The sequence below is a fragment of the Streptomyces sp. R-74717 genome (assembly GCF_047305335.1).
Lineage (GTDB): Bacteria > Actinomycetota > Actinomycetes > Streptomycetales > Streptomycetaceae > Streptomyces > Streptomyces atratus.
This window is the reverse complement of sequence record NZ_CP102361.1, coordinates 2347547-2359675: the sequence shown is the minus strand read 5'-3', so window position 1 is coordinate 2359675 and position 12129 is coordinate 2347547. Positions and strand designations below refer to the sequence as shown.

Below are 12129 nucleotides of genomic sequence, written 5' to 3'. Positions count from 1 at the left end.
TTGGACCGACCGGCAAATGGGGGGCGGCGTCGCGGGGCTGGGCACGCACATCTGCGGCGTTGTCGTCAATCACCATGGCTCCTTCCCCAAGCTCTCGGCTGCGCTCGAGCAGGGGAGGCCCCATCTGTCTCAATCCTCCGCCTTGCAGCTGCACGCACCCAACCCGCTCATTCTCCCACCCCCCATTTGCCGGTCGGTCTTGTCCGTGGCGGGCGTGTCCACCACGCGAACAACCAGCTCGGGCGCCATGACCACCAGCTGAATTGCCCATAGAGCGGAACTTTCCTCGGTTCTCGGGCGGGTGTCACCGCAACCGGCAGTCCGGCGGACCGTCCACCGGATCAATCCCAGACCATGTCGAAGGAGCGCTCGAAGTTCACATATCCGAGGCGCTCGAAGGACTTGGCCATCGGGACGTTGCCGAGGTCGGTCGAGGCCCGGATCCGTTCCACTCCGTCCTGCGCGGCCAGCACCCTGGTCCCCTTGGCGAGGATGTCGTCGATGTAGCCGTGGCCGCGCAGGGCGGGCAGCACGCCGATGTAGGCGATGACCGGGTTGTAGTTGTTGCGCGCCGGGATCACGAACCCGACGGGTTCACCGCCCGGGAGTTCGGCGATGCGCCACCACTCGCGCGGTGTCGTGTACGTCGCCAGCTCCTCGTCGTAGTGCTTCTCGGCCGCCTCGCGGGCGCCGAGTCCGGATGCCAGGTCGGCCCGGCCGTGGGCATCGAGGGTGCCCTCCATCACCGGTGTCATCAGCGCGAGGAGATCCTCCCGCCCGTCGACCGGGCGGAACCGCAGCCGGCCGCTGTCGGCGGGGACGGGCGTACCGGCGCGCCATTCCAGGCGCAGCCGCTCGACCAGCATCCGCGCACCGGAGCGCTCCATGACCCGTATCCGGGCCTCGACGACATCACGGGCCGCGGGGTCCTCGCGCCAGTCGGCCGGTACAAAGCGTCCGTACTCGGGGCGTGGGGCACCGGCGGGTACGACCGCTGCCGTCGCCGCCTCCAGCAGTCGCAGGCCCGCCTCGCCGCGTTCGGGCTCGGGCAGGGCGTCATCGAGGTCGAAGAGGTCGAGAAACAGCGGTATGTCACCGCCCTGGCTCCACCAGGCGATCCGCGCGACCACGCGTTCGCCGCGCAGCGCCACCCACATCCATTCGGGACGGCGACGCCCGCTCTCCAGGTCCTCGGCGAGCTCGTGATCGAGTACGTACGACAGCCGGCGGAAGAGCATGAGCTCCTGCGGACCGGCGAGCGGACGGATGGTCAACTCCTGTGGTGCATGGGTCACAAAGTCTCCTCGAGACGCGCAGATGGCTTCCGGCGATCGACCGGTGGCCTGCGGCGGGAGGGAGTAGCAACGTCTTCCCGGCACTCCTCAGAAATTCCGGAGCAGGTGTTCCGAGGCCGGAAGCGGGGTAGGGAACTGTTGGCGTTTAAGTGAACTCTAGTACGTATAGCATCCTTTGAGTGCATGTTAGGGTCGCTGTATGAACCTCAAGGAATGGGCAGTGGCGAACGGTGTGCATCCGCATACCGCGTATCGCTGGTTCCGTGAGGGCACGCTTCCGGTCCCGGCTGAGCGAGTCGGACCGCGTGTGATCCTGGTCAACATCGACGCGAACACCTCACCGTCCGTGACGGGTGGGGTGGGTCTGTATGCCCGTGTCTCCTCGCACGATCAGAAGCCGGACCTGGAGCGCCAAACAGCACGGTTGTCAAAGTGGGCGGCGAAGGCGGGGCACCGGGTGGTGCGGGTCGAGTCCGAGATTGCCTCCGGGGTGAACGGCTCGCGTACCAAGGCCCGGCGGCTGCTGGCCGACCCGGACGTGACGACCGTTGTGGTCGAGCACAAGGACCGGCTTGGCCGGATGAACGTCGAGCTGGTCGAGGCCGCGCTGTCTGCGACTGGCCGCCGCCTGGTGGTTCTGGATGACGGCGAGGTCGAAGACGACCTGGTACGTGACATGGTCGAGGTGCTGACCTCGTTCTGTGCCCGCCTGTACGGCCGCCGCTCCGCGAAGAACCGGGCACGCAAGGCCCTTGAGGCGGCCGAGCATGGCTGAACCCAGGAAGAAGAGGCAACTGCGGTCCATCGACCCTCCGTTCGTGGCGCTGGGTCCGTCCGGGGTGGCGATACGCGACCGGCTCAAGGACCTGACCGAGCAGGATGGCAAGGTGTTGCGGTTGATGGGTGGGCACCTGGGCGTGCTCGCCTCCCGTGACCTCAAGGCCCGTTGCGCGGATGGCAGCGAACACGACTGCGAGAAGTGGGCAGCGCGTAAACAGGGGCTGACCGCCGATTCCTCGTCCCGCTGGGCCGGGAGCATCACCAAGGCCACCCATGACCAGTGGGCGCTGTCACGGCGCTGTCAGCTCGCGCATATCAAGTCTCTTGAGGCCGGTGTCCAGACGCTACGGCACCGTCTGTCACTCCCCATCGGGGAACCCGGCACGAAGCGGGCTCCGGGCGGTTACCGCTCCGGACACGAGTGGTTCCAGAAGTCCCGCCGCCTGGCCACCCTGGAGGACCGGCTTGCCCAGGAGACAGCCGACCGGGAGAACGGGATCGTGCACGTCGTGCGCGGCGGGAAGAAACTGGCCCGTAACCGTCACAACCTCGAAGCCGCGCAGCTCACCGAAGCACAGTGGCGTCAGCGTTGGGAGGCCGAGCGCTGGTTCCTGGCTGCCGACGGGGAGTCGGGGAAGCGTTTCGGGAACGAGACGATCCGTGTCACCCCCGACGGCGAGGTGTCCATCAAGCTGCCCGCACCGCTCGCGCACCTGGCGAACGCCCCACGCGGCAGGTACGTCCTGGCCGCGAAGGTCGCGTTCGCGCATCGGGGCGCAGAGTGGCGGGACCGCATCGACTGCAACCGGGCCGTGGCCTACCGCATCCACCTGGACGTGGCCCGTGGGCGCTGGTACCTGACCGCATCCTGGCAACGCCCCGTCGTCCAGACGATCCCCCTGGCCACCGCCCGTGCCAAGGGCATGGTCGGCGTCGATACGAACGCCGACCACTTCGCCGCCTACCGGCTCGACACTCACGGCAACCCGATCGGTGAGCCCCGCAGGTTCTATTACGCCCTGTCCGGCACCGCGAACCACAGGGACGCGCAGATCCGGCACGCCATCACCCAGGTACTGCACTGGGCGAAAAGCATCGGCGTCAACGCCATCGCGATCGAGGACCTGGACTTCACCGCCGAGAAGACCCGCGAGAAGTACGGCCGCAAGAAGCGGTTCCGGCAGCTCATCTCCGGAATCCCGACCGGCAGACTCAAAGCTCGGATTGTCTCCATGGCAGCCGATACGGGCCTGTCGATCGTTGCAGTCGATCCGGCTTACACCTCCCAGTGGGGAGACGAGCACTGGCGCAAGCCACTGGTCACCCCGCGACGCAAGATGTCCCGTCACGATGCCGCTGGTATCGCGATTGGCAGGCGCGCCCTCGGACACCCGATCCGGCGACGGACGGCACCGCCCCACGACGACCGGAGTGATCGGCGTGGGCATCGGACCGTCCAGGCCGACCGTGGTGTCCGGGGGCGTGACGAAACCCGCCGCCCCGTCACGGAGCGTGCACACGATGCGCGTGACCGAACGGGGACACACCAGGGAACGCGGGCGACCAGCGCATCCAAAACCGTTCGGGATGCGCGCAGTGCCGGGCAGTGGGTCCAAGACTCACTCCTGCTCACTGATTAGGAACGGTTGTTCTGGACACTCCGGGGCGGTCGGCCCGACAATTGGCTCCGTGACGTCCCCCTTCGAGTTCCACACGTATCCCGCGCGGCTGTCCGACGCCCAGCGCGACCGTGTTCTCGGCGTGCTCAGAGACGGCGCGGCACAGGGCAAGCTGTCCCACGACACCTTCATGCGGCGCATGGAACTGGCCCTCGTCGCCCGGCGCTCGGAGGAGCTGGAGGCGCTCACCGCCGACCTGGAGAGCGAAGACCGCTGGTCACGGCGGATACTCCGGGTCGTGAGCGGATTGTCCGGCTTTCCCGGCCGGGTGCGCCGGGTCTGGCAGACCGAACGCCTCCCGAAACTCCTGCTCCCCACTCCCAGCCCGTACCCCCTGCTGATCGGCCGCGATCCGGGTAACGGGCTGCGGCTCAACCACGAGACGGTCTCCCGGCTCCATGCGGAACTCACCGTGCAGGGCGGCCGCTGGCTGCTGCGCGACCTCGGCTCGACCAACGGCACCTGTGTCAACGGGCAGCGGGTCACGGGTAGGGTCCCGGTCCGCGACGGGGACCAGGTGAGCTTCGGGCGGATGAGCTTCCGGCTCTCCGCGCCCGTCCTCGGGCCCCCTGCCTGAGCCGGACGCAGGCCCGGCGAGGCGGCAGCAGGACTGCGACGGAGACCGCGGCCGACGAGGGTGAAACAGGCTTCGCCGAACGCGTCGCAGAGCGCCGGACGGTCGTGCTCGTCCAGCACGGCCGCATCTCCCGTGCCGAGCTGACCGGGCCCGCCGCCGCGTTCACGGATCTGCTCGCAGTCTCCCGGCCGTTCCGTCCCCGGTCGCCCACGGACCGATACCCGGCCCGACCGGGCACGCCGTCGTCACCCGGACGGCCGTGCACCGACTGCGCAACGCCCCCGTCGGTGATCCGCTGGTGAGGAACCGCGCCGCACACCGGCGCCCTTACGCCCCGGGGGTACCGATGCAGGCCGACGCGCCCGAGGGCATACCCGCAACGGATCCCGGCCGCAGGGCCGCCCGGACGGCGCGCGGATCCCGCCCCGGCACCGGCCCCAGCCTGCTCGCACCCGGCGCCGCACACGACCCGTACCGGCTCTACCGCATCCTGCGCGAGGAATACCCGCTCAGCTACGACGCGCCCCTGGGCGCCTGGCTGGTCAGCCGGTACGCGGATGTGACCACGGCCCTCAGCGACCCCCGGTTCACCGGGTTCCCGCACGACAGTGTGCCCCGCGGCGGCCCCGCACCCCTCGGACTCTGCCACGGCAGCACCCTGTGCACGCCCAGCAAGCAGCGCAGGGCCGCGACCGGTTCAGTACCACGTCACATGGCCGAGCGGATCGAGCGCACCGCCTATGTGCTGGCGCACCGCATCGCGGGCCGCCAACAGGCCGACCTCGTCGAGGAGTTCTGCCGCTGGCTGCCCGCCGGTTCCGCAGTCGACTCGCCCGCCCGACCGTACGCGAGCCGGCTGCCCCGCACCGGAGGACAACCGGGAGGCACCGCCACCACACCCTGCACCCGGCACACCGGCCTCCGCGAGACCGCGCTCGCCTCCTTCCTCGCCAACCTGCTCGACGGCCCCGACCTCCTGGCCGCGCTGCGCATCGAACCCGCCCTGGCCGTCCGTGCCTGGACGGAGTCGCTGCGCCGTGACCCGCCCGTCCAGGTCGTGCTGCGCCGCACCGTCACCGAGGTCACCCTCAGCGGCGGCATGCTGCCTGCCGGGGCGCCCGTCGCCTGTCTGATCGGCTCGGCGGGCCGCGATCCGGAACGGTTCTGTGCACCCGACCTCTTCGATCCCTTCCGCCGCGACCAGGGGCGGTCCCTCACCGGACCGGCCGGCTGCCCGGCCGTCGTGCTCGGCCGGCTGGAGGCCCGGCATGGCCTGCGGGCGCTGCTCGACGCGATGCCCAGGCTCCGCTGGGCGGAGGGATTCCGCCCGGCCGGCACGGGGGTGCTCACGCGCGGTCCGCGGGCCCTTCTCGTCCGACCCGGCTGAGCAGCGCCACCGGACGTTCCGTGAAGAGCTCGACGAGCGCGACCGTGGCTCCGGTGAACTTCCGGCCGGGCGACAGCAGATCGGTCCACGGCCCTTCGCCCGGCAGCGTCAGCTCCGTCCCGCGCCAGCCGCCCGACTCCGCCAGCCGCAACGACAGCCTGGTCACCGCGGTGACCACCTCGTCCGAGCGGCAGAAAGCCAGACAGTGCGCGGCCGCCGGGCCATGGGCGCTCAGCGGGGCGTACGTACCCGACTCGCCGAACACCTCCGGCCGTTCGCGCCGCAGCCGCAGCGCTGCCGCGGTGAGCTCCCCCTTCTCACTGAAGCCCCCGTCCCCGGACGGGTGGCGAAACGGCCGCCGGTTGTCCGGGTCGACCAGCGCCAGGTACTCCCGTTCCGTGCCCTGATACAGATCAGGCACACCCGGCATCGTCAGCTGCACCAGCGCCGCGCCGAGCACATTGGCCCGTACGTACGGGTCGAGCGTGCCCGCGAAGCGCTCCAACGCCTCGCGCACCGGACCGTTGCCGGCGGCCGGTCCCGCCGCGACGAAGTCCGTCATCGCCCGCTCGTACGCCGGATCGGGCTCGGTCCAGCTGGTGAAGAGACCCGACTCGCGGACCGCCTTCAGCAGTGCGGGCTCCAGCCGGCCCGCCATCTCCCGGACCGGCAGCTTCACGCAGCCGAAGGCCGTCTGCCAGGCCTGCCAGGCGAACTGCGCATCGGGAGCGGCCGCGGGAGTCACCCGCCCCAGCTCCACCAGCAGCCAGGACCACTGCTCCGGGCACTGGGTCAGCACCGCGACCCGGGCCCGTACATCGGCGCTCCGCTTGGTGTCGTGCGTGGTCAGCGCCGTGCCGGTGGCCGGCCAGTCGCGCACCAGCCGGGCACAGAACGCATGGAACTCCTCCGGCGTCACCGCAGGCTGCCCGGGATCGCCGCCCACCTCGTTCGCCGAGATCAGCGGTACGTACCGGTAGAACGCCGTGTCCTCGACCGACTTGGCGCGCAACGCCGACGCGGTCTGGGCGAACCGGGCGCAGAACGCCGCCCGGTCGGGCCCCTCGCCCAGCCGCCCCATGGCCAGATCCCGCACGACCGCGACGGCCGAAGCCTCCTCCGGAACGGAGAACACCGCCTCCGCATCCCGTACGGTCGCATCCGAGAGCGTCGCCTCAGCGGTCTTTGTGCGGAACCCGCCGGGTTTCGCGTACGGGCGGTAGACGGGTACGCGCACAAGAAGTTCACACAGGGCGGTGTGCAGCGTCCATGGTGCGTGGTCGCGCAGCGCGGGGTCCTCGGCGCAGATTCGTACGGCGAGCCGGGTCAGCAGCCCGGTCTCGGCGGCCAGCTCATGCGTCACCACCTGGTACGCGGCCCGGCGGACGGTCGACGTCCAGTCACCCCCGCGGTCCTGGGCGGGCCCCGCGTACTCCCGGTAGCGGCCGAGCAGCTCCGCGGCGCCCATCGGATCGACGAAGAGGCCGTCGATCCGGTGCAGCGCGTCGTACCCGGTCGTCCCCGCGACGGCCCAGCCCGCGGGCAGCGGCTCGGTACGGTCGAGGATCTTCTCCACCACCGTCCACCGCCCGTCGGTCGCCGCCGAGAGTCGCTCCAGGTAGGCCTCAGGATCGGCGAGCCCGTCGGGGTGGTCGATGCGCAGCCCGTCGACGACCCCGTCCCGGACCAGTTCGAGGATCTTGCCGTGGGTGGCGGCGAAGACCTCGGGGTCCTCCACCCGCACCCCGATGAGGTCGGAGATGGTGAAGAACCGCCGGTAGTTCAGCTCGGTGCGGGCCAGCCGCCACCAGCCGAGCCGGTAGTGCTGGGCATCCAGCAGCTCGGGCAGCGGCAGGCGGGTGGTGCCGGTCCGGAGCGGGAACTCCTGCTCGCCGTAGCGCAGCACCTCCCCGTCGACCCGGAGCCTGTCGATCTCGTCGCCGATCCGTCCGGCCAGCACCGGCAGGAGCACCTTGCCGCCGCCCGACGCCCAGTCGATGTCGAACCAGCGGGCGTACGGGGACTCGGCGCCCTCGCGCAGTACCTCCCGCAGTGCGTGGTTGTGGCGGGGGTCGGCGGCCATGTGGTTCGGCACGATGTCCACGACCAGCCCGAGGCCGTGCTCATGCGCCGTGCGGGCCAGCTCCCGCAGCCCCTCCTCGCCGCCGAGCTCCGCGCGTACCCGGCTGTGATCGACGACGTCGTACCCGTGCCTGGAGCCGGGCACGGCCTCCAGGACCGGTGACAGATGCAGATGGGAGACGCCGAGCGCGGCGAGATACGGCACGGCGTGTCCGGCGGCCGCGAACGGGAAGTCCGGCTGGAGCTGCAGCCGGTAGGTGGCGGTGGGCGTCATGCGCCGTTACGTACCCAGCCTGCGGGCTCCTGTGTCACCGAACGCCGCAAAGGGCTCGACCGGCGGTGTCGTCGAGTCGACGGCCGGGCCGGAAGCCCGGACCCAGGACCTGTCCGGCGGATCTTCGCGGGCCCGCGACGCCTGGCACGGCACCTCGCTGCGTTGTCGGGGTCGTCCAAGTACGTCCAGTACGAGGACGGTCCTTCGCCTTGCGGTGCACCGCACCAGATGCCGCGGGCTGATCCGCGAAGATCCGCCGGACAGGTCCTAGGCGGGCCGCTGCAGCACCGCCATGCTCCGCCCGACCAGCGTCACCCGTTCGCCCGCCGACACCTTCGGCCCCGAGCCGGGAAGAACGCCGGCGGGGCGCGCGGTGTCGACCACCACCATCCACTGCCGGCCGTGATTCACCGGAACGGAGAACTCCAGCGTGTCGGCGCTCGCGTTGAACATCAGCAGGAACGAGTCGTCGGAGATCCGTTCGCCGCGCGGCCCCGGCTCCGAGATCGCATGGCCGTTGAGGAAGACCGTCAGCGCCTTGGCGTGCGCGGCCTGCCAGTCCCGTTGCTTCATCTCGCCGCCCTCGGGTGTGAACCACGCGATGTCCGAGAGCTCGTCGTGTGTGCCCTCGACCGGACGGCCGTGGAAGAACCGGCGGCGCCGGAAGACCGGATGGTCGCGGCGGAGCCAGACCATTGCCCGGGTGAACTCCAGCAGACTGCTCCCGAGACCGTCCCCTTCGGCCGGATCGGCCTCGTCCACGTCGCCCGTCGCGGCCTCGGCCGGATCCGGCCAGTGCACCCACGACAACTCGTTGTCCTGGCAGTACGCGTTGTTGTTGCCCCGTTGCGTACGCGCGAACTCGTCGCCGTGGCTCAGCATCGGCACACCCTGCGACACCATCAGAGTGGCGATGAAATTCCGCATCTGCCGTTCGCGCAGCTCCAGAATCTCCGGCCGGTCCGTCTCGCCCTCCGCGCCGCAGTTCCAGGACCGGTTGTGACTCTCGCCGTCCCGGTTGGCCTCGCCGTTCGCCTCGTTGTGCTTGTCGTTGTACGAGACCAGGTCATGCAGCGTGAAACCGTCGTGGCAGGTGGTGAAGTTGATCGAGGCGAGCGGCCGCCGGCCGTCGTCCTGGTACAGGTCCGACGACCCCGTCAGCCGCCCGGCGAACTCGGCGAGGGTCCTCGGCTCGCCCCGCCACAGGTCCCGCACGGTGTCCCGGTACTTGCCGTTCCACTCGGTCCACAGCGGCGGGAAGTTCCCCACCTGGTAGCCGCCCTCACCCACGTCCCACGGTTCGGCGATCAGCTTCACCTGGCTGACCACCGGGTCCTGCTGCACCAGATCGAAGAACGACGACAGCCGGTCGACCTCGTGGAACTGCCGGGCCAGGGTGGCCGCCAGATCGAACCGGAAGCCGTCCACATGCATCTCCGTGACCCAGTACCGCAAGGAGTCCATGATCAGCTGCAGCACGTGCGGCGAGCGCATCAGCAGGGAGTTCCCGGTCCCCGTGGTGTCCATGTAGTACCGCTGGTCGTCCGCGAGCCGGTAGTACGAGGCATTGTCCAGGCCCCGGAAGGAGAGCGTCGGACCCAGGTGATTGCCCTCCGCGGTGTGGTTGTAGACCACGTCGAGGATCACCTCGACACCGGCCTGATGCAGCGCCCGAACGGCCTGCTTGAACTCCAGCACCTGTTCACCGCGGTCCCCCCAGGAGGCGTACGCGTTGTGCGGGGCGAAGAAACCGATGGTGTTGTAACCCCAGTAATTGGCCAGCCCCGCATCCACCAGCCGGTGGTCCTGGGCGAACTGGTGAACCGGCATCAATTCGATCGCCGTGACGCCCAGTTCCGTCAGATGGGCGATCACCTCCGGATGGGCCAGCCCCGCGTAGGTGCCGCGCAGCTCCTTCGGCAGCCCCGGATGGAGCATCGTCAGACCCTTCACATGGGCCTCGTAGATCACCGTGCGGTGGTAGTCCGTACGGGGCCGCCGGTCGTCGCCCCAGTCGAAGTACGGGTTGACCACGACCGAGGTCATGGTGTGCGGCGCCGAGTCGAGATCGTTGCGCGCGTCGGGCCGGCCGAACGGATAGCCGTACACCGCCTCGCCCCACTGGATCTGCCCGGCGACGGCCCTGGCGTACGGGTCGAGCAGCAGTTTGGCAGAATTGCAGCGGATGCCGCGCTCCGGTTCGTACGGCCCGTGGACCCTGAATCCGTATCGCTGACCGGGCATCACCCCGGGCAGATAGGCATGGCGGACAAAGGCATCGGTCTCCCTGAGTTCCACCGCCGTCTCGGAACCGTCGTCGTGCAGCAGGCACAACTCGATTCGGTTGGCGGCTTCCGAGAAGACCGCGAAGTTGGTCCCGGCGCCGTCGTACGTGGCACCGAGGGGATACGCCTGTCCCGGCCAGACCTGCATAGGTTGACTCTTCCACTTCTGATCCGGGTGCCTGGGGCTTGCGGGCTGCTTGAGCCAGATCTTCCCCGAAAGAGGTGCGGCTACCTAGGACGTCGCGCGGTCCGGTCAACATCGGGCCCATCTGTGTCGCCCGGATCCGGGATCCGGGGACCTGAGCCGGTCGCAGGCCCGGTACAGGGCCCCGGACAGGGGGCTCAATCACTATGAATCCGCTCACTACGGCAGATCTTGCCATCGGGAACGTGCCTGCGTCATAGGGGAGTTGAAGAAGCAGCCTGTGCATCCGGCTGCACCGGATCCCGCTCGCGGAGTACCCTTCCTTGATCGTTGGTGGGGGAGTGGAAGGCGGTGCGCGGGTGAGCTCGGGAGGGTTCGAGCTGCCCCCAGGTGACACAGGTCACGAGGGGGACTCAACCGATGCCCCGCCCGGGGCGGTCTCACTTGCGCAGCCCATGGAGATCGGCGCGGAACTGGACTGGGGAGCGGACGCCTGGAGCGAGGTGCGCACGCGCGCCCAGCGGGCCGGGCGGGCCTACATCTGGCTGAATCTCGTGGAGCAGCGGCTGCGCGCCGTGGTCGCCGCGGTGCTCCGGCCCATCTACGAGCCGGTTCATGGCGAGGACTGGGTGGTGGCTGCCGCCGGCCCCGCCGGGCAGGAGTGGGTGCAGCGCGCCGTCGCCGTACGTGAGGTCTCCCGCCGCAAGGGCTATCTGCTGGACCCGGCCGACGACAACGTTCTCAGCTTCCTCACGCTGCCGCAGCTGCGTGAGCTGATGGTCCAGCACTGGCCCTGCTTCGAGCCGTACTTCGACGACCGGCGCGAGGTGGAGCTGGCGCTCGACGAGCTGGAGGTCGCCCGCAATGTGGTCTCCCGCAACCGCGCCCTGAACGAGGCGGTCCTCGCCCAGGCCGAGCGCGCCTCGGCCCGGCTCCTGGAGATCCTGGGCAGCGGCGCCGCGGTCCCGTCGGCCGACCGGCTCCCGGTCGACGCCGTCGAGGAACTGGTCGGCGACCGGTACGCGGACGTGGTCTCCGTCCACTCCGACCGGGTGCGGCTCCAGCGCCAGCTGCCCGCCGAGGATCTCTTCGGGGGTTCGCGCCGGCTCGACGCGATCGGCATAGGACTCAACCTGCTCGTGCAGAACTTCTCCGGCCGCAGGCTGATCCGGCTCGCCGAGTCGGGCTGCCGGGTCCGGCTGCTCTTCATCAACCCGGCGAGCAGCGCGGTCAAGCGCCGGGAGCGGGAGCTGGGTCTCAAGAAGGGCGAGCTGAGCCGGTCGGTGGAGATGAACATCCTCCATATGCGCCGGGTCCGTTCCAAGCTCCGCGATCCGGGCGCCTTCGAGATCCATGTCTTCGACGAGACGCCGCGCTTCACGGCCTATCTGGTGGACGGCGACGGGACGGACGCGGTCGGGGTCGTCCAGCCGTATCTGAGGCGAGCACGCGGCATGGAGGCGCCCGTGCTGGTGCTGCGGGGCGGTGGGCGCGCGGTGGTCCGGGCGGGTCAGGACAACGAGCACGGGCTGTTCGAGACGTACCGCGAGGAATTCGAGTCCGTGTGGACGGACTCCCGGCCCGTCTCCTGAGGGGCTGTTCCTGAGGGGCTGTCCGTCCGTTGT

The 12129-nt window shown here is 69.9% G+C and carries 8 protein-coding genes; 5 read left to right on the top strand and 3 right to left on the bottom strand.

Features of this window, described 5'->3' with window-relative positions:
• Positions 1-341: 341 nt before the first annotated feature.
• Positions 342-1238, bottom strand: coding sequence for a GNAT family N-acetyltransferase (locus NRF20_RS10650; protein WP_398629983.1), 897 nt, complete (start codon positions 1236-1238; stop codon positions 342-344).
• A gap of 256 nt (positions 1239-1494) precedes the next feature.
• Here NRF20_RS10650 and NRF20_RS10645 point away from each other — a divergent pair, with 256 nt between their 5' ends.
• The 4 genes from NRF20_RS10645 (at position 1495) to NRF20_RS10630 (ending at position 5718) form a co-directional block, all read left to right on the top strand.
• A complete protein-coding gene (locus tag NRF20_RS10645) occupies positions 1495-2070 on the top strand; it encodes an IS607 family transposase (protein ID WP_398629885.1) in 576 nt (191 codons plus the stop codon).
• Positions 2063-3715, top strand: a complete 1653-nt coding sequence (locus NRF20_RS10640) for an IS200/IS605 family accessory protein TnpB-related protein (RefSeq protein ID WP_413752469.1) — start codon at positions 2063-2065, stop codon at positions 3713-3715. Before NRF20_RS10645 ends, NRF20_RS10640 begins: the two co-directional genes overlap by 8 nt.
• A 49-nt stretch (positions 3716-3764) precedes the next feature.
• Complete coding sequence (locus NRF20_RS10635; RefSeq protein ID WP_398629887.1) at positions 3765-4331, top strand: FHA domain-containing protein; 567 nt, start codon at positions 3765-3767, stop codon at positions 4329-4331.
• Positions 4332-4677: 346 nt separating this feature from the next.
• Positions 4678-5718, top strand: a complete 1041-nt coding sequence (locus tag NRF20_RS10630; protein WP_398629984.1) for a cytochrome P450 — start codon at positions 4678-4680, stop codon at positions 5716-5718.
• Here the strand turns inward: NRF20_RS10630 and treY are convergent.
• Positions 5678-8074, bottom strand: a complete 2397-nt coding sequence (treY, locus tag NRF20_RS10625) for a malto-oligosyltrehalose synthase (protein WP_413752468.1) — start codon at positions 8072-8074, stop codon at positions 5678-5680. The genes NRF20_RS10630 and treY overlap by 41 nt on opposite strands.
• A 267-nt stretch (positions 8075-8341) precedes the next feature.
• Entirely contained in the window at positions 8342-10507 is a 2166-nt protein-coding gene (gene glgX, locus NRF20_RS10620; protein WP_398629889.1) for a glycogen debranching protein GlgX, read from the bottom strand.
• 356 nt (positions 10508-10863) lie between these two features.
• Between glgX and NRF20_RS10615 the strand changes: the two genes are divergently transcribed.
• Positions 10864-12096 carry an SAV2148 family HEPN domain-containing protein gene (locus tag NRF20_RS10615; protein WP_398629890.1) on the top strand — a complete coding sequence of 411 codons (1233 nt, stop codon included), beginning with the start codon at positions 10864-10866 and terminating at the stop codon, positions 12094-12096.
• The last annotated feature ends 33 nt before the right edge of the window (positions 12097-12129 follow it).

What these genes read in the sequence shown, in the direction of transcription:
- NRF20_RS10650 (WP_398629983.1), bottom strand. Translation starts at nt 1,238, where the DNA reads ATGCTCTTCCGCCGGCTGTCGTACGTACTCGATCACGAGCTCGCCGAG.
- NRF20_RS10645 (WP_398629885.1), top strand. Translation starts at nt 1,495, where the DNA reads ATGAACCTCAAGGAATGGGCAGTGGCGAACGGTGTGCATCCGCATACC.
- NRF20_RS10640 (WP_413752469.1), top strand. Translation starts at nt 2,063, where the DNA reads ATGGCTGAACCCAGGAAGAAGAGGCAACTGCGGTCCATCGACCCTCCG.
- NRF20_RS10630 (WP_398629984.1), top strand. Translation starts at nt 4,678, where the DNA reads ATGCAGGCCGACGCGCCCGAGGGCATACCCGCAACGGATCCCGGCCGC.
- treY (WP_413752468.1), bottom strand. Translation starts at nt 8,074, where the DNA reads ATGACGCCCACCGCCACCTACCGGCTGCAGCTCCAGCCGGACTTCCCG.
- glgX (WP_398629889.1), bottom strand. Translation starts at nt 10,507, where the DNA reads ATGCAGGTCTGGCCGGGACAGGCGTATCCCCTCGGTGCCACGTACGAC.